This is a genomic window from Micromonospora sp. AKA38 (genome assembly GCF_027925725.1).
Classification (GTDB): Bacteria; Actinomycetota; Actinomycetes; order Mycobacteriales; family Micromonosporaceae; genus Micromonospora.
Genome location: NZ_BNEI01000005.1, coordinates 2,264,166 through 2,281,925, shown reverse-complemented (window position 1 = coordinate 2,281,925; position 17,760 = coordinate 2,264,166). Strand labels below are relative to the sequence as shown.

14 protein-coding genes are annotated in these 17,760 nt (G+C 70.9%); 3 read left to right on the top strand and 11 right to left on the bottom strand.

Annotation, left to right across the window (positions count from 1 at the left end; all coding sequences use genetic code 11):
* Positions 1–201: 201 nt before the first annotated feature.
* The 7 genes from acs to TPA0908_RS26890 all read right to left on the bottom strand — a co-directional run bounded on the left by acs (position 202) and on the right by TPA0908_RS26890 (position 9,400).
* Positions 202–2,181 (bottom strand): acetate--CoA ligase, encoded by a 1,980-nt coding sequence (gene acs / locus TPA0908_RS26920; protein ID WP_281942532.1) that lies wholly within the window; start codon positions 2,179–2,181, stop codon positions 202–204.
* A gap of 141 nt (positions 2,182–2,322) precedes the next feature.
* Complete coding sequence (locus TPA0908_RS26915) at positions 2,323–3,141, bottom strand: methyltransferase domain-containing protein (protein ID WP_281942529.1); 819 nt, start codon at positions 3,139–3,141, stop codon at positions 2,323–2,325.
* A 454-nt stretch (positions 3,142–3,595) separates the two neighbouring features.
* A complete protein-coding gene (locus TPA0908_RS26910) occupies positions 3,596–4,936 on the bottom strand; it encodes an extracellular solute-binding protein (RefSeq protein WP_281942527.1) in 1,341 nt (446 codons plus the stop codon).
* A gap of 193 nt (positions 4,937–5,129) precedes the next feature.
* Positions 5,130–5,567, bottom strand: coding sequence for an SgcJ/EcaC family oxidoreductase (locus TPA0908_RS26905; protein WP_281942716.1), 438 nt, complete (start codon positions 5,565–5,567; stop codon positions 5,130–5,132).
* A 509-nt stretch (positions 5,568–6,076) separates the two neighbouring features.
* Positions 6,077–7,165 carry a carboxymuconolactone decarboxylase family protein gene (locus TPA0908_RS26900; protein WP_281942525.1) on the bottom strand — a complete coding sequence of 363 codons (1,089 nt, stop codon included), beginning with the start codon at positions 7,163–7,165 and terminating at the stop codon, positions 6,077–6,079.
* Between the two features lie 70 nt (positions 7,166–7,235).
* Positions 7,236–8,873, bottom strand: coding sequence for an FAD-dependent oxidoreductase (locus TPA0908_RS26895; protein WP_281942523.1), 1,638 nt, complete (start codon positions 8,871–8,873; stop codon positions 7,236–7,238).
* Complete coding sequence (locus TPA0908_RS26890; RefSeq protein WP_281942715.1) at positions 8,870–9,400, bottom strand: DUF5987 family protein; 531 nt, start codon at positions 9,398–9,400, stop codon at positions 8,870–8,872. Before TPA0908_RS26890 ends, TPA0908_RS26895 begins: the two co-directional genes overlap by 4 nt.
* A 299-nt stretch (positions 9,401–9,699) precedes the next feature.
* On the opposite strand from TPA0908_RS26890, the gene TPA0908_RS26885 reads away from it, so the two are divergent.
* Complete coding sequence (locus TPA0908_RS26885; protein ID WP_281942522.1) at positions 9,700–10,149, top strand: SCP2 sterol-binding domain-containing protein; 450 nt, start codon at positions 9,700–9,702, stop codon at positions 10,147–10,149.
* A gap of 72 nt (positions 10,150–10,221) precedes the next feature.
* Here the strand turns inward: TPA0908_RS26885 and TPA0908_RS26880 are convergent, their stop codons facing one another.
* Both TPA0908_RS26880 and TPA0908_RS26875 read right to left on the bottom strand, forming a co-directional pair.
* The gene (locus tag TPA0908_RS26880) at positions 10,222–11,118 is read right to left on the bottom strand and encodes a helix-turn-helix domain-containing protein (RefSeq protein WP_281942521.1); all 897 of its coding nucleotides are present in this window, start codon (positions 11,116–11,118) and stop codon (positions 10,222–10,224) included.
* A 352-nt stretch (positions 11,119–11,470) separates the two neighbouring features.
* Entirely contained in the window at positions 11,471–12,283 is an 813-nt protein-coding gene (locus TPA0908_RS26875; protein ID WP_281942519.1) for a TIGR03084 family metal-binding protein, read from the bottom strand.
* Between the two features lie 310 nt (positions 12,284–12,593).
* On the opposite strand from TPA0908_RS26875, the gene TPA0908_RS26870 reads away from it, so the two are divergent.
* Both TPA0908_RS26870 and TPA0908_RS26865 read left to right on the top strand, forming a co-directional pair.
* A complete protein-coding gene (locus TPA0908_RS26870) occupies positions 12,594–13,673 on the top strand; it encodes a carboxymuconolactone decarboxylase family protein (protein WP_281942517.1) in 1,080 nt (359 codons plus the stop codon).
* A 56-nt stretch (positions 13,674–13,729) separates the two neighbouring features.
* Complete coding sequence (locus tag TPA0908_RS26865; RefSeq protein WP_281942515.1) at positions 13,730–14,725, top strand: DUF1702 family protein; 996 nt, start codon at positions 13,730–13,732, stop codon at positions 14,723–14,725.
* Between the two features lie 415 nt (positions 14,726–15,140).
* Here the strand turns inward: TPA0908_RS26865 and TPA0908_RS26860 are convergent, their stop codons facing one another.
* Positions 15,141–15,938 (bottom strand): hypothetical protein, encoded by a 798-nt coding sequence (locus tag TPA0908_RS26860; protein WP_281942513.1) that lies wholly within the window; start codon positions 15,936–15,938, stop codon positions 15,141–15,143.
* Positions 15,939–16,044: 106 nt separating this feature from the next.
* Positions 16,045–17,229: an NAD(P)/FAD-dependent oxidoreductase gene (locus TPA0908_RS26855; RefSeq protein WP_281942713.1), complete on the bottom strand. Its 1,185-nt coding sequence runs from the start codon at positions 17,227–17,229 to the stop codon at positions 16,045–16,047.
* Between the last annotated feature and the right edge of the window lie 531 nt (positions 17,230–17,760).

Below are 17,760 nucleotides of genomic sequence, written 5' to 3'. Positions count from 1 at the left end.
CGGGGCGCCCGGTCCGCGATCTCCGTCCCGTCCAGAATCCTGGACGGGACGGAGATCGTTCCGGCTTCCGCCGCGGCCGGCGCCCTCCCGGCTCCCGCCGCGCTCCCGGCCGGCTGAGGTCCACGCGGCGCACCGGCGCCGGCGATACCGCCGGCGCCGGTGGCGCGGAGCGCCTCGACGGCGCGTCGTACGGGTTCCGGCTCAGTCCTCGGCGGTTCCGGACCCCGCCCGGATCATGTCCATGACCGTCGAGTCCATCAGCGTGCTGACGTCGCCCAGCGTGCGATTCTCGGCGACGTCCTTCAGCAGGCGTCGCATGATCTTGCCGGAACGGGTCTTGGGCAGCTCGCCCACGAAGATGATCGAACGGGGTTTTGCGATCGGGCTGAGCGTCTTGGCGACATGGTTGCGCAGGTCGGCCTTGAGCTGGTCACCACTCTCGCCGGCGGTCTCCACGGTGCTTCGGGCGATGACGAAGGCGGCGATGGCCTGGCCGGTGGTGGGATCGGCCGCGCCCACCACGGCCGCCTCCGCGACCGCCGGGTGCGACACCAGCGCGGATTCGACCTCGGTGGTGGAGATGTTGTGGCCGGAGATGACCATGATGTCGTCGACCCGGCCGAGCAGCCACAGGGCGCCGTCCTCGTCGCGCTTCGCGCCGTCACCGGCGAAGTAGACCCATTCGTCACCGGCGTTGGCGCCGGCGCCGAACTGGGACCAGTAGGTGTCGACGAAGCGTTTGTCGTCGCCCCAGATGGTCCGCAGCATCGCCGGCCACGGCTTGCGGAGCACCAGGAAGCCGCCCCCACCGTTCGGCACCGACTCGGCGTCGTCGTTGACCACGTCGGCGGAGATGCCCGGCAGCGGTCCCATCGCCGAGCCGGGCTTCGTGGCGGTCACGCCGGGCAGCGGCGAAATCATCATCCCGCCGGTCTCGGTCTGCCACCAGGTGTCCACGACCGGGGTCCGGTCGTGCCCGATGTGCTCGCGGTACCACATCCACGCCTCGGGGTTGATCGGCTCGCCGACGCTGCCGAGGATGCGCAGCGACGACAGGTCGTACTTGGCCGGGATGTCGCTGCCCCACTTCATCATGGTGCGGATCAGGGTGGGCGCGGTGTAGAGGACGCTGACCTTGTACCTGTCGACGATCTCCCAGAACCGGCCCGGGTGCGGGGTGTCCGGGGTGCCCTCGTACATGACCTCGGTGGCGCCGTTCGACAGTGGACCGTAGACCATGTGCGAGTGCCCGGTGATCCAGCCGATGTCGGCGGCGCACCAGTGCACGTCGGTGTCGGCCTTGAGGTCGAAGACGGCCCAGTGGGTGTACGAGACCTGGGTCAGGTAACCACCGCTGGTGTGCAGGATGCCCTTCGGCTTACCCGTGGTGCCCGAGGTGTAGAGGATGAAGAGCGGGTGCTCGGAGTCGAACGCCTGCGGCTCGTGCCTGCCGTCGGCCTGCTCGACCGTCTCGTGCCACCACAGGTCCTTCTCGCCCCAGGTGACGTCCTCCCCGGTCCGGCGGACGACGAGCACGTGCTCGACGCTGGCGCACCGGGCGACGGCGTCGTCGACGATGGGCTTGAGCGCCGACGGCTCCCCGCGCCGGTAGCCACCGTCCGCGGTGATGACGACCTTCGCGCCCGCGTCCTCGATCCGGGTGGCCAGCGCGTCCACCGAGTAGCCCCCGAAGACGACGCTGTGGGGGGCGCCGACGCGGGCGCAGGCCAGCATCGCGACCACGGCCTCCGGGATCATCGGCAGGTAGATGGCCACCCGGTCGCCGGCCGTCACACCGAGTTCGGTCAGCGTGTTCGCCGCCTGGCTGACGCTCTTGAGCAGGTCCGCATAGGTGATCGTGCGGGTGTCGCCGGGCTCGCCCACCCAGTGGATGGCGACCTTGTCGCCCCGGCCCGCCTCGACGTGGCGGTCCACGCAGTTGTAGGCGATGTTGAGCGCACCGCCGACGAACCACTTGGCGAACGGCGGATTGCTCCAGTCGAGGACCTGCTCCCATTCCCGCGCCCAGGTGAGCCGCTCCGCCTGCCGGGCCCAGAACGCCGGCGGGTCGGCGGCGGCGTCGTCGTAGGTGTCCGACGTGACGTTGGCTCGGGCGGCCAGGTCAGGTGGTGGGGCGAAGGTTCGCGTCTCGGTGGAGAGATTCTCCAGCGGCGTGGTCATGGTGGCAGCTCCTCTCGGGGCGTCGGCGCGCCACCCCAGTCCAGCCGCAACACCGCCGGTGGTCATCTTCTACCGTGCGGGGACGCCCGGGATGGTCCAGCGGGGCCGTCGCGGGCCGGCTTCCGCTGGACCAGGACGCGGTCACTCGGGCTTGCGGCCCCAGGCCTGCACGTACAGGTGAGAGATCACGCTGGTGCCGGGATCGGCGAGGTGACTGCTCAACGCCGTGTGCAGCTCGTCGAACTCTTCCCGGGTGATGAGCTCACTCGCGATGAGCCGGTCCCGCAGGTTCTCGGCGAAGTCGGCGAGGACCATCCGCCGCTCGTGTCCGGGCTCGTGGTCGATGTAGACGACGGGCCGCACCTGGACGTCGACGAGGCCGGCGCGGCGGAGCAGGTTGGGCATCCGCCTGCCCACGAACAGGTTGATCTTGTTGAGGTCGGCGTACCGCTGGGAGACCTCCATGAGCCGGGTCCACGACTCGGCGGGCGGGTCGCACACCTGCCCCACCCGGTCGCCCTCGTGGAACGCGACCCAGCCGCCCGGGCGGGCGAGCCGTACCGCCTCGGTGACGATCTCCTCGGGCCGAGGCACGTTGTGCAGGATCAGTCGCTCGGTGACGAGGTCGAAGCTGTCGCCGGGGAGGCCCGTCGCACGCGCGTCGCCGTGGCGCACCTCGACGTTGTCAAGCGTGCGGTCCACCACGAACTTGCGCGCGAGCTCGACCGACTCCGCGTCGCGCTCGACGCCGATGACGGACCCGGTCGGTCCCACCCGTCGGGCCAACTCGTCCAGGCAGCCACGGGGTCCCACGCCGAGCTCCACGACGTGCTTACCGTCGAGCGGACCGACCTGGTCGAACAACCATGCCGCCTCGGACCGGAAGTCCTCCGCCTGCGCCCGCAGGCGATCGTGCTCCGCGCTCCGGTAGCCAAGAAAGTACTGGTCCTCGAGAATCATCGATGCTGACTTCCCTCGTTGGTCGAGGCCGCGCCGCGGCCGGATGGGTGTGGATCCGTTGCTCGGATGTCGACGTGCCCCCGCTCGGCACGCCGGCGCGTCAGGGGCGGGCCGGGCACCATCCACTGTGGTGTCCGTGTCCCAGGTCCACTCAGGGTGGTGCGACGATCGGTCGCACGCGGGTGGAGAGGCTCCCCAGCGACGTCGTCATTGTGGAAGCTCCTTTCACGGTTTCGACGTGCTATCTCAGTCCAGCCGCAACATCGCCGGCGGGCATCTCCGACCGTGCGGGAATTGTCGAGCGGCGCCGGGGTGGCCGGGTGACATCGCGGCCGCCGGCCGGCCGGCTCCGGTGACCGGTCGATCGGTGAAAGCGCCGTCGCCACCCTCCGGATATCTGGAAGGTGGCGACTCGTCTGCGATGCTGCCCGGCGGCTGCGACGGTGGCGCGAAATCAGATGCTGACGGTGTAGTCGCGCGGGGTCCGACGCGGCGGCCCGTCGACGTACGCGTGGTAGGCCTCAAGAATCTGCTGAGCCTCCTCGCTCGCCTTGGCGAACGCGACGGCCGGGTCGGCGTCGTCGACCAGGACGTCCTGCATCGCGGAGACCAGCTTGGCGACGATCGCGGCGTGGTCGCCCATGAGGGGTCCGAGCGACGCCGGCGAGCCGTCCGTCTCCGCCGCCTGCTCACTGGCCGGTAGCAGGTTGGGGTTGCGGGCGAACCAGTCCTCGGCGGCGAGTGCGTCGAGCGCCGGCTTGGTGATGGGGATGCGCCAGTGCAGCTTGGCCCATTCCGCGACGTAGCGCGGACTGTTCAGGTACTGCATGAAGGCCAGCGCGCCGTCCTGCTTCTCCTTGCTGAGACCCGAGGCGAGGAAGAGCGAGAACCCGCCGAGGCTGTTGCCCGCGAAGGGGACCTCGTCGTTGTACGGCATGCGGCCGGCCGCGACGGTGAACCCGTGCCGCTCACCTCGCTGGATCAGGTGGGTGGCGTCGACGGATGACGTGATGAGCAGCGCGATCTCCTGGTTCTCGAACGCCTTGAAGCAACCGAGGAAGTCACCTGCCGTCCCGGTGTAGAGATAGTGGCCGTTCCGGTGGAGGCGTCGCCACCACTCGACGTAGGCCATCATCTCGTCCGAGGCGAGGTTCACCTTCTCCGGCCGCGCCGAACGGCCGTTGTCGTGGTCGGCGATCAGGCCGCCCTGCTGGGCGACGGACTGCAGGAAGAACCAGTAGCAGTTCGGCCAGGCGATGCCGTGCGAGGGCCCGTCGGGGAGTTTCGCCACCGCCTCGCACGCGGCCTCCACCTCGCGCCAGGTGCGCGGGGGCTTGGTCACGCCGGCGCGGTTGAGAATGCTCATGTTGGCGTAGAGCACCAGGGTGGACGCCGTCCGGGGCACGGAGACCAGCTCGCCGGCGTAGCGGAAGAACTCCCGCGCCGTGGGCAGCATGTCGTCGAACATGACCGGTTCGCCGAGGATCTCGGTCCGCCCCGCGATGGCCTGGTCGATGGACGTGAACAGCGGCGTGCCGTCGCTCTTGAGCGTGTCCATCATGGTCCGCGTCAGCGTGAAGTGGAATTCCGCGACGTCGGGCGGATTCCCCTCCTCCACGGCTCGGGTCACGGCCTCGGGCATCGTGTAGAAGTCGTGGGGCTTGATTTCGACCAGATATTCCGGGTGCTTCTCGTTGAATTCGCGGGCAGCGGCCACCGCGATGTCCGGCTGATCCGCCATCCGGTAACTGGCGGGATCGCTCAACCACACGCTGATACCGGTCTTCTTGGCCATATGTCAACCCTCCGTCATTATCGTTGTGGGTCAATTTGTATGGTGACGAGAAGTTGGCTCGGGTCAGCGTCCCAGCGGCGCGGCACGGGCCGCAACTTCGACTTTGCGGGGAGCCCGGGGCGGGACGCCGGACGGCAGCGGTCGGCCGAGGGACGTACCGCGCCGGCAGCCGCGACACCCGGGCTCGGTCGTGCTACTCCGGACGGTTGCGCGGGCAGTTCTGGTAGACGGCGAGACGCCACTGGCCGTCGCGCTTCACGACAATCCACGAGGCGCGGATCGCGGCCGTGTCCGGGAGTTCCGTCTCGCCGGCCGGAATGACGCCACCCTGACTGATCAGGGCGACCGCGCCGGGGCCGAGCGGCTTCATGTCGATGGGCTGACCGGTCACCCGGGTGCCCTTGTAGGGGCCCGCGAATCCGGCCGCCATGAACTCCAGGATCTCCGCGCGGCCCTTCTTGTACACGCCGGGCAGGATGAGCGTTCCGTCCTCGACGAACAGATCGGCGAAACCGTCGGCGTCATGCGCCGCCCACGTCTTGATCATGCGGGCGGGGAGGGCGGCGATCTCGGCCTGGTCCGCGTCCTGGTCCGCGGTCTTGGCGCCGGTCGGTGCGGAATTCGTCGTCATGCAGTTCTCGCTTCCATGAGGCCGGTGGCGGCTCGTTCGGCCGTGGCGTGAGGGGTGGGCGTCGGCGTATTCGGGCGCGGACAGCGGCTGCCGACGTAACGACAATCGCACCGCGACCACATCGCTGCATCTTCGGTGTTGCCGCGCCCGATGGCGCCGGTCATCGGCACGGAGCAGGCGATCCGAATCACGTCGGGGGCGGATGGGAATGCGACTTCTGCGCCGACCGTCAGATGGCGGCGCGTTCCTGATCGAACGGCAGTGACGGCGAATGTCCGCACCGGCGGATCCGCCCGGGTACGGGTGTCCCGCCGCGCCGGATCCCGGCCACGGTCCGGCCGCCGGCGTCGACCCGGGACCACCGGGGCCTCGCGGTCCGCGTGCGGCGCGTACGAGGCCGAGGCCGGCCCCCGGTGGCGACCCGGCGTGACGGTGCGATCAGGGCCGCGGGCCGGGCCGCTCCACCGGGCCGGGACCGGCCGGTGACAGGGGGCCGGCCGCCCGGCGGGTCACCGCGGGCTCGGGCCCGAGGCGAGGTCGCGGTGCAGCTCGGCGCCGATCTGCCGGGCTGCCGCGAAGCTCGCCCAGGAGGTCAGCTCGATGATCGCCCGGTCGTCGTGGCCCTGAGCGCGGAAGTCCTCGATGACCGGGTCGGTGACCCGGTAGGACGCGAGCGCGGCCAGCAACGCCAACCGCGCGGCGGGTCGGTCGCTCTCCGGGAGTTCGGCGACCGCCGACTTCCACGGCGCGTCACCGCCGAGCCCGGCCGGCTCGGGCGTCCGGCTGGCCAGCTGAGCCGACACCAACCGGCGGACCCGCTCCGGCACGCTCCGCGCCCCACCGGCGTCGATCGCGGCGGCGACCCGGGCCACCGCGCCGGCGATGTGTGGTGGCCCGGCGGCCCAGGAGAGGTCGGCCGGGAGCGGAGCGTCGGGCAGGAGGTCGGCGGACCGACCGGGGTCGGAGTGCCGGCTCGCCATGCCCCGCATGAGCCGGGCGGTGACCCGCCGGACCACCCGCAGCACCGGGGCGGGAGCCGGCGGCATCGGGGAGTCCTGCAGGAAGACGTTCACCATCCGGTTGATGTAGTGGAACGTGACCGCGACGCCGATCAGCTCCGGCGCCTGCCCGGATGGGAACGGCGCCGGATGCCGTGCCTGCGCCGACGGGTTCCCGCTGGCCCGGGCCCACCGCGCCAACTCCCGTACGTCCGGGTCGCTGAGGTCGTCGAACCGGTCCCCGGCGACGGCCCACGCGTCGGGTCCACGGAGCAGCCCGGCCAGGGCGGCACCGTGGACCTCGACGCAGTACGGGCACTGGTTGGTCAGCGACACCGCGGCGGCCACCGCCTCCTTGACGGACCGGTCGACCAGGCCCGGGGCGAGCATCGTCTCCCGCAGGATCGACCAGCAGGCGGCGAGCGTGTCGGGTGCGGCGGCGTGCAGCATCACCGGTGGCGCGACCATGCCGAAGTCGGCTTCCATCTGCCGGTACACCCGGGCGGTCAGGCCGGTCGCGGCGCGGAGCGAAACCGGGGCGACGTGGCGGATGTGCGTCACCGACACCCGCCGGGTGGCCCGGGCGAAGAGCGTTACCACAACGGACTTCTTTCCACGTGGTATGGATCGCGGCAAGGTGCCGGCGCACGGTGCGCCGGCACCCTCTCAGCTACGCGGCGCGGGGGACCGCCCGCCGGCTGGCGGTCTCACCCTCGGGTGACGGCGCACCGTAGCGTACCGAAACACCGCGCTCCTGCGCGGCCCTGACGATGCCGGGCATGGCCCGCTCGGCCAGGGCCGCGATCGTCATCGCCGGATTCACCGTCAGCGCGCCGGGCACCGCGGAGCCGTCGGTGACGAAGATCCCCGGATGGTTGCGCAGCTGGTGACCGTCGTCCAGGGCGGAGGTCGCCGGGTCGTCGCCGATCCGGCAGGACGCCAGCGGGTGCACGGTGTACGCACCCACCAGATCGTTGGTCCAGGGCATGACGCGGGCGAGCCCGTCGCGTTCCAGGGTGTCCTTGACCGCGGCGTCGGACAGCGACCAGCCCCGCCACGTGTTGGCGGTCGGGTGGTAGCGGAGCGGCCCGTTGCCGAGCATCTGCTGCGAGAGCCGGTGCGAGTTGCCGGTCTCGGGCGGCGGCCCGAAGACACCCTCGTTGTCGTCCTCGGACATCGTGAAGATGGTGAGCCACGACTGCCAGCGCTGCATCATCTCCTTCTTCTCCACGCCGAACCAGGTCGGGCCGGTGGCGTCGGGCGCCTGGGCCAGGATCGTGCCGAGCCCCGGCGGGAAGTAGAGCTGTTCGAGGGAGAAGCGTTCGTACTCCGGGAGGCTGCCGTCGAGCTGGTCCCAGCTCGCGACGGTGGGTCCCCGGCCGATCTGGTAGGCGGCGTAGGCCTGGCCGCCGTCCCGGGTGAGGCCGAGCACCTCGCGTACCCGGTCCTCGTCGAAGACGGCGGTGTTGAGTCGCTCGCCGTTGCCGGAGAAGTAGCGGCCCACCGCGTGCGGCATCGGGCCCAGTCGCGGCTCGGAGCGCTGCAGGATGACCGGCGTGGCGCCCGCGCCGGCGGCCAGCACGACGATCTTCGCGTCGATGGCGCCCTCGTCGTGCAGGACCCGGTAGTCGAGGTCGTCGACGATCCGGTAGTGCACCCGGTAGCCGCCGTCGTCGTTGCGGGACAGGTACTGGACCTCGTGCATGGGCCGGATCTCGGCGCCGTGCGCGAGCGCGGCCGGGAGGTAGTTCAGCAGCAGCGAGCGCTTCGCGTCGAACCGGCACCCGGCCATCATCCAGTTGCAGTTGGTGCACAGGTCGAGGTCGATCGCGGACGGCGCCGGATTCGCGGTGCGGCCGGCGTGGGCGCAGGCCGCCGCGAAGAGCCCTCCGGCGAACGGCACCTGGTCCCAGGGGGTGAGCCGCACCGGCAGGGCCTCGGCGACCCGGTCGTACCACGGCTCGAGGGTGTCCCGGCTGATGGCGGCCGGCCACATCCGCCGGCCGATGCTGCCCCGGCGTTCGAAGACGAACCGTGGCGCCCGCGGCATGGTGGCGAAGTAGACGACGCTGCCGCCGCCGACGCAGTTGCCGCTGAGCACGCTCATGCCGTCGCCGACCACGAAGTCGAAGATGCGCGTGTAGGACGAGCCGAGCAGGAAGTCGTGGTCGAACTCCTCGGCGGTGAGCCAGGGGCCGCGCTCCAGAACGGTGACGCGCGCGCCGCCGGCCGCGAGATGGTAGGCCGCGATCGCGCCGCCGAAGCCGCTGCCGATCACGAGGACGTCGGTTGACTCGATAGCGGTCACGCTGGGCTGCCCGTCGTGGTGGTGTTCGGATGGATGTCGGCCAGTTGCCGGCCGTAGGAGAACTGGGGAAAGCGCCAGACGCCGTCGGTGTCCGGCCGGAAGTAGCCGATGCTCAGCAGACCCGGATGGCCGGCGGCCATCGCGTCCAGCGTGCCCAGGTGCGCGGCGCTGTCGAAGGCCATGTTGCTGAACAGCGCGAGGGACACCCACATCTGTCGCTCCGGGTGCTCCGGGGCGGTGAGGAGCTGGACGAGTTCCGTGCGGTCGGCGAACGACAACGCCACGAACGGCGGCACGTCGTCGTCGAGCACGAGGTCGCGCTTCTGCGCGTACTCGATGGCGTGGTCGTTGAGGGAAATGGCGAGCGAGTCCAGGGCGGGCGCCAGGCCACCGCCGGGCTGTTCCAGTAGGTCGATAGCGCCCGATGCCACAGCGCCGCCGCCGGTAGCGGCGCCGGCGATGGCGCGGTCGTCGGGCGAACGTTTCTCGCCGGGGACGATCGTGTCGGCGAACGCCTCGATTGTCATTGTGCGCGCCGGATCGGCGTCTAGGGTTTCGGGTTGCACGGCGTCTCTCCCAGTAGGTCGTGCTGCCGTTTGGACGGGATTGCACGCAGTCTCTGGCGGCCGGTGGGCGTGGACCAGAGTGGGCGGTTCCGTTCGCGATGGACCCATCGTGGCGGGGATAAACAGGCTGATGCATCTCCCGCGTTGCGTCGCCGGTGTTATCCGTGGTCACGCAACCTCGGAGTCGGATCATTCGTGACCGATGCACAACAATCGGCAGCAGCACCAGTGCGCACATCGTCTCCCATTGAGGGGTTCCTATGACTGTAAATGACGCCGATCCGGCCACGATGGATCCGCGTGAGTTCGCCCGGCTGGTCAAGAAGACCCCGACCGCCGAGTTGCGCCAGATGATGCACAGCGAGCGGCGTACGGCCGTCCTCGACGAGCTGTTCAGCAGCATGCCCGGGGTGTTCCGGGCCGACCGGGCGCGCACTCTCGACGCGGTGATTCACTGGGTCATCGGCGACCGGCCCGACGGCGGTACGGACACCTATGAAATGGTGATCGCGAATGGTGCGTGTACATTGTCGCCGGCGCCCCGCGCGGAACCCAGGCTGACCCTGGCGCTCGGTGCGGTGGACTTCCTGAACCTGGTCACCGGAAACGCGCACGCGGTGGCGCTGGTCATGCGCGGCAAGCTGAAGACCAGCGGCGACCTCGCGCTGACCGCCAAGTTCCCGACCCTGTTCGACCCTCCGAAGCCCTGACGCCCGGTCGCTCCGTCGCCGTCGGCGCCCCGGTGGGATCCGGGGGCGCCGACGGCGTCGCGGTGCCGGGCGTCAGGCGGCGCGGGCGGCGTCGCTCGGCGCGCGGGTGGCCGTGCCGAGGTGTCCGCCGACGCCCCCGTGTTCCTGCCTGTCGGTGGCGGGTTCGCCAGGTGTCGACAGGCCGAACCCGTGCCCCTGCCGGGAGCGCGCCTCGACGATGCGCCGGGCCGTCGACCGGACGTCCTGCAACGCCAGCAGAACCGGCGGGTCGAGCAGCCGGAGCGGACGCAGCGCCAGGTCGGGCAGGGCGACCTCGCCGTCGTCGTGGACCCGGATCGGCCCGTGCCGTAACACGTACGGCCGCACGCCACGGGCGGCGGGCTCGTTGACCACGCCGGGCGGCAGGGCGTGCACCAGGAGGAACCAGGATCCCGGCGGCACCTTGTCCAGCAGGTAGGGCCCCGGTCGTTCGAGCACGGTGCAGCTCACCGGCCGCCCCTGCGGGATCTGCTGCGGGAACAGACCGATGAACGTGTGGCCGAGCGGGATGTCCGGAGCGGAGGAGATGGTGCCGCCGACGGTCGCCGACGGGCCACGCGCCCCGTCGGACCGGTCGTCGACGGCGATCCGCGGCACGAGACCGCCGTACCGCCGGTAGGTCGTCGGCGACACCCCGACGCTGCTGGTGAACCGGGTGCTGAACGTGCCGACGCTGTTGTAGCCGACCCGGTGGCTGATGTCGACGACGTTCAGGGAGGTCGACACGAGGAGCTGCTTGGCCTCCTGTAGCCGCATCGCCGAGAGGAACTTCCTCGGGGACAGGCCGGTGGCCCGCTGGAAGATCCGCGAGAAGTGGAACTTGCTGAACATCGCGGTGCGGGCCAGGTCGTCGATCGTGAGCGGCTCGCCGAGGCGCTCCCGCATCAACCTGATGACCCGGTGGACCGCTTGCTCGATTGCCTTGTCCATGTCGCCTCCCCGGTTCCCCAGGGATCCCGCCCGGGGTAGCGTGCCGCACGACCGCATCGACATGATGAGCGCAAAAATGGTTCGCGGGGCTTCAGAAAAGAGACCGCCACCGTTCGGTGGCGATCTCCCACGGCTGCCTGCCGCCCCACCACTGAGTCTCTGAGCCAATCGGCCGGGGCGCATCTTTAGGATTGCTTTCACGTGCCCTGTAACCGCGTGACCGCTTTCCGGCGGTATGGCCCACAATCGACACGCAGATGCGCTCGCTGGGGCTTTCGGTATAGGCGCACGGCAATGCCGTACGGGTCGACCGGCCCCGGGCCCCGGGGCCGGATGGAAACGACCTCGATGATCAGCCGGCGGTGGCCGGGATGTGGTCGAACTGGCCCGGCCGGCGTCCCGACCCGGCCGGCCCGCGGTACGCCTGCGCGATGTCCAACCAGGACTCGGCGTCCGGACCGGTCGCGGTCACGGCGAGGTCGGCGCGGTGCCGGCGACGGGTCACCAGCAGGCAGAAATCGACCGCGGGGCCGGTGATCCGCTGGGCGGCGTCGTCCGGACCGAACCGCCAGTGCGCGCCCGAGGGCGCGGTGAGGTCGAAGCCGAACTCCACGTCGGGCGGGGTCAGGTCACGCGCGAGGTACCCGAAGTCCCAGACCCGCACCGCGAACGCCACCAGCACCCGCAGCCGGTCGGTGTACGTGCGCCGCACCCCCAGCGCGTCGGCGATGTCCTGGCCGTGCCCGAACAACTCCATCATGCCGGCGGCGGCGAGCACGCCCGGCGGCAGCGGCCGGACCAGCCAGGGCACCGGCTGTTCCGGCGGCGCGGCGGCGAGCGCCTTCTCGGCGGCGGCCCGCACGGCACGCCACTGGCCCAGCAGCACCTCGGGCGGGTCGTCGAGGAAGCGCTGCATGGCGCCCCGCACGTTGGCGTCGAAATCCGGCGTCAGCTTCGCGGCGATCCTGGCGAAGCCCTCCGGGTCGGACGCGGCGGTGCCCGCCAGATGGAACGTGGCCGTGAGGTGGGCGATCTGGTGTCTGATCGTCCACCCGTCGGCGGGGGTGGGCAAGGCCCACTGATCCGGCGTCAGGTTCGCCACCAGGCGGTCGACATCGTCGCCGTCGGCGACCAGTGCGGAGATGATCTGCTCATGGTCGGGCAACAGACAGTCCTTTCTGGATAGCCCGCGCCCTCGGCGTCACGAATGAATTCGGCCTGGACTTGGCGCGGTCCATTTCAGCATGACCGAGCCCGGTCGGCATTCATCTCCGTCGTTGCGGACGTCTCCGTCACCGGAACGCGGAGTCTTCCCGGTTGCGCAATTCCTCGACCGCTGCGCATTTCCGGAGACGTGGTGGCGTGTACGGCGCGCCCATGCTGAGGGCATGGTCACCTATCCGCTTTTCCGATCGGAACCGCCTGCCCCGACCCCGCCGCGGCGCCTCACCGCACCGAGTTCGTGAGACCCGGTCATGGTTGCCAGGCGGGTCATCTCCTCCGTACTCCAGCGGCAGGTCAAGTACATCAGCCCGGTGCCGCCCACGGCCGCCACCGGCCTTGTCGCCGAGGTCTACTCGCAGGCCGCCGACGAGATGCGGGTGGTCATTCCGCCGATCCTCGCGCAGTCCCCGTCGCCGGCGGCGCTGGCCGCCTACTGGATGCTCACCCGCGAGACGCTCACCGCCACCGGTCGGGTCGACCGCGCCCGCAAGGAGGTCGTCGCGGCGGCGGTGTCGGTGGCCAACACCTGCCCGTACTGCGTCGACATGCACAGCATCGGCCTGTACGACCTGTCCTGCGAACAGACCGCGGAGGCGATCGTCGCCGACCGCGCGGGTGAGGTCCCGGACCCGGGACTGCGTGCCGTGGCCGGCTGGGCGCGGGTCGCGCACCGACCGGACGAGCCGGCCGTGCGGCAGCCGCCGTTCGCCCCGTCCGACCGACCGGAACTCGTCGGTGTCGCGGTCACGTTCCACTACCTGACCCGGGTGGTGAACGTGTTCCTGCCGGGCTTCCTCGTCCCTCGCCGGTTCGGGCCGAACGCCCGCCGCCGGTTCAAGCACGGGCTGAGTCAGGTCCTGAGTCCGCTGTTGCGCGAGACCCGCCTGTCGGGCCGGGCGCTGGCGCTGCTGCACGACGCCCCGCTGCCGGCGGACGCGGCCTGGGCCGAGGGGCACCCGGCGGTGGCCGCGGCGGTGGCGCGTTCCTTCGCGGCGCTGGACGCCGTCGGCGCGCGGGCGCTGTCCCCGGACGTGCGGCACCTGGTCGGCGAGCGCCTGTCGACCTGGCGGGGCGAGGATCCCGGGCTCAGCCGGGAGTGGTGCGAACGGCTGGTCGCCGAGCTGCCCGAGGCGGACCGCGCCGCCGGTCGACTCGCGCTGCTGACCGTCTTCGCGTCGTACCAGGTGGACGAGGACGTGATCACCGAGTTCCGGGCCCGGGAGCCGGGCGACGCCGCGCTGGTGGAGGTCGTCGCGTGGGCGAGTTACGCGGCCGCCAGGCAGGTGGGCGCGTGGCAGGTGACCGCCGGGAGCAACGCACTTCCGGAGTAGCTCTTTCGTGCCGAACACACAAGTCTGTACCGAGATGTTGATGTATGGGAGGGCGCATGCCGACCACGCTTGGATCGCTACGCCGGTTGGTGTTGACACCCCCGCTCCGCGAGGTGACGTTCGAACGCCGCGGGTTCCCGGGCGCGTCCTCGTCGGCGGCGAGCCGCCTCGAAGCGATCCCGCAAGCGGTGATCTGCGGCTTCGAGTGGGGGATCGACGCCCGCGACCAGTGGGAGGTGGAGCGGCGGCTCAGCCTCGTCGAGGCGGAGCAGCGGGGGTTCGCCTACGAGGGCGCCACGATGGCGTTCACCGTCCTCGACGCGATGCGCGGGGGACGCGGGCACCGCACCCGTGACCTGCTGCTCGGGCCGGGCCAGCCGCACATCTTCCTGGCCTACATCGGCATCGGCTTCGCGATGGCGAAGCTGCCGCGGGCGCTGTGGAAGCGGATCGTCCCCGACCTCGACGGCACGCCGTACCACCCGACGATGAGCTGGCTCGCGGTCGACGGATACGGCTTCGACCTGGCCTACTTCAAGACCGGGCGGTGGGTCGACGAGCAGCGGGTGCCGCCGTCGTATCCGTTCCAGGGCTGTCCGGACTACTTCCACCGTGCCGTGGACCAGGGCATCGGCCGGGCGCTGTGGTTCATCCACGACGGACGGGTCACCGACGTGGCCACGGCGGTCGGGCGCTTCGCCACCGAACGCCAGGCCGACCTGTGGAGTGGAGTCGGCCTGGCGTCGACGTTCGCCGGCGGTTGCACGGCAGCCGACCTGGCGACGCTACGACGACTGGCCGGGCCGCGGTGGACCGAGGTGGCACAGGGTTCGGTGTTCGCCGCCAAGGCGCGCCACTACTCGGGCACCGTGCCGCCGCACACCGAGGCCGCGATCGCCGCGCTGGCCGGGCTGACCGTCGAGAAGGCCGCGGCGCTCGCCGACGACGTCGCCGTGGCCGAACGGGACGCCGACGGCAGCCCCGCGTACGAGCAGTGGCGTCAGCGGATCCGTGCCGCCGTCGCGGCGTCGACCGCGCACGGCGCGCGCTGAGCCGCCCGTCGGCGGGACCGCCCGGCGCGCCCCCGCGCCGGCCCGCCGGTGGCGCGGTGCGGGTCCGACCGGACGCGTCATCGCGCACGGGCCGCCGGAAACGCGTTCCGCACCGTTGAAGATGTGTCCGCGACATCGGACACCGCACCATTGAGAAGCAGGGCTGGGCGCGGTCGATCGAATTGACGACGACCGCGTTCGGCCCTTCCAACTCAGCGCGGCTGTGGCATTCTCCCGATGGATTTCCGGGAAACCGTGGAGAAGCTGGTCCACGCGGCGACATCGCAGTCGAGGAATGGCGACCCGTCGGAATCCGTCGGATGGCGGGACACACGACGACCTGTGCCGGCCACCGGCCGGCACAGGTCGTGGTGTCGAGCGGGTCCTCGCCCGGGATCGCCCCGGGCGGCGCTGGTCAGCGCGGCTCGACCCGCGTCGCGATGAACTCGGTCAGCTCGGGCTTGATCGGACCGGCCGGCTGGGTCGTCGGCAGCTCCACCACCTGGTAGGCGTCCCGGCTGAGGCCCTTCACCTCGACCGTCGAGGGGGAGTCGGTCAGCGCCGTCACCGTCGCCCGACCGACGGCCTCCGTGCTGGACGTGTCGTTGCGGCCGGCCAGCAGGAAGGCGAGCCAGCCGCGGTACCACACGATCAGGTCGGAGAAGGCCCCCATGGTGCCGCCGAGCCCTCGGCCGGCCGCCAACGCGGTCACCTCGTCCTGGAAGACCTGCTCCATCGCGGCGACGACCGCGGACGGGTCCCCGTCCAGATCCGGGCACGAGCGGGTGGCCGGACCGAACTTCCCGAGGTACTCGTCGAACTTCTCCCGCACGAGCTCGTCGTCGGGCCATCCCGGCTGCACCAGGAGGGCGGTCACCGGCCGGGTGGCCGCCAACAGGCCCGCGACGCGCAGGGCCACCGCCGAGGAGCTGCAGTGCCCGATCACGTACACCCGGCCCTGGTCCGCGCCGGACTTCAGGAACTCGTCCGCGCAGGCCTCGGCCAGCTCCGGCAGCGGAATGTAGAGGCGCTTGCCGCTGAGCGCGCCGATGGGGTCGATCTGGAACACCGGCCGGCCCGGCAGGCGCTCGCTGAGCATCTCGCTCAGACGCGGCGCCATGGACAGCGCCTGGAAGTCGGCCACCAGGATGGGATCGGCGTCGCCGGGACTGAGCCGTCGCAGCACCGGTTCGTCGAGGTCTGAACGGGTCATGTCATCCTTATCCGCTCGGGTCATCGCGCGCCGCTCACGGCCGTCGTCGGGTGCCGACGCGCTGATTCTTGTCGGACAACTGCGGTCTCGGGTCCGCGCCCGCCGCTCACAGCCGGGCGAGCAGATCCCTGGTGAACAGGTCCTCCGGCGAGAGGATGCCCGCGACCACGCTGAAGTAGCGCTCGGTGAGTTCCGGGGAGTCCTGGACGGCGCGCAGGAGGCTGAGCAGGTGGGGGTCGGGGTCGAGGCGGGCGGTGACGAGGTTGGTGTGGTAGGTCGGTTTCATCTGGGTGTCCCGGGCGCTGGCGAAGCGGGCCAGGGCGGCCTGCTGGCGGACCGGGTCGTTGATCGTGGCCGACGGGTCGTCGCCGCTGGTGAGTTCGGCGGCGAGCAGCTCCGACTGGTGGAACGCGTCGGTGATGCCGTGCGCGTTGATGGAGTCCTTGTGGTGGCCGGCGTCGCCGACGAGGGCCCAGCCGGGGCCGTGCGCCTGGCGGAAGAAGTTGCGTTGGTCGCCGGTCCCGTAGAGGCGCTCGGCCATGGTCGCCTCGGCGAGGCGCTCCCAGAGGGGCGGCGCGGTGGCCTGGATGTTCGCCAGGTAGGCGGCCTTGGGATCGCGCCGTACCTGCGCGAACTGCTCCTGGGGCAGGTAGGAGGCGATCAGGGTGAGGTCGTCGTGGGTGCCGACCGCGGCGACCCAGCCGCCGGTGCGTTCGTAGATCTCGAAGTGGGCCGGAATCCCGGACCAGTAGGTGAAGTAGACACAGGTGAGGTTGGGATGTTCGGCGTAGTGGGGCGCGTCGACGAACTTGGCGACGGTGGACCGCATCCCGTCGGCACCGATGACCAGGTTGGCCCGTTCGGTCGTCTCGGCGCCGTTCGCGGTGCGCAGCCGGACGCCGGTCACCCGGCCGTCCTCGGTGGTGAGGCCGGTGACCAGCGTCTGTTCCCGGACCTCGACGCCGGCTTCCGCGGCGGCTTCGGCGAGGATGGGGTCGAGGACGTATCGACGGGGAGCGAAGGCGCCGACCACACCCGGTAGCGTCGGCGCCGGCCCGCGCAGGTAGACGTCGGCCACCCGGTAGCTGACCGTGGTCAGCGGTGGGCAGCCGGTCTGCCGTATCCGGTCGAGCAGGCCCCAGCGGGCGAGCCGTTCGACCCCGGACTGGTGGATGTACAAGGTGGACAGCGTGTCACTCGGGTATTTGGCACGTTCCAGCAGGAGCACCCGGTGTCCCGCTCGGGCGAGCAGGAGCGCCGTTGTGGCACCCGCACAACGCGCCCCCACCACAATGGCGTCATAGGTCACCACTCCATCGTCGGGCCGGTCACCGGCCCGACCAACTCTGCTCGTGCCCGACCTGCCGCCGGCTGTCGCCCCGATCCGGAGGTCGAACCGGGCCGAAGCGGCGCGCAGCGGGCGGTGCCGGCGTATCCGGTGCCGGGTGGGTGACGCGCACTGCCGGCCCGGCTCACCGGCGGTGGCGCGAACCGCCCGGTGCGGTGCGGGGTCGGCCCGCACCCGACGGCGGCGACCGACTCGACGAGGCGCGTGGCGGCGGTTGACGGCCGCCGACCGCGGCTGTCTCGAACGTTTTGCCACTGCTTGGTGGTCAATGGCCAGTTAGGAATGGTCGACGACTTTCGACCGGGACAATTGATCTCCGCGTTCTGTCGGCAATCGTCATTACCTTGACTCAACTTTCGGCGATGATAATATCGTCTACGCTCTATGCGCCGGACGGGACTACGCAAGACGTCCCGTCGAATGTCGTCTCATCGGACTGCGATCACCCTGGACGGGAACGTGCACCCACATTCG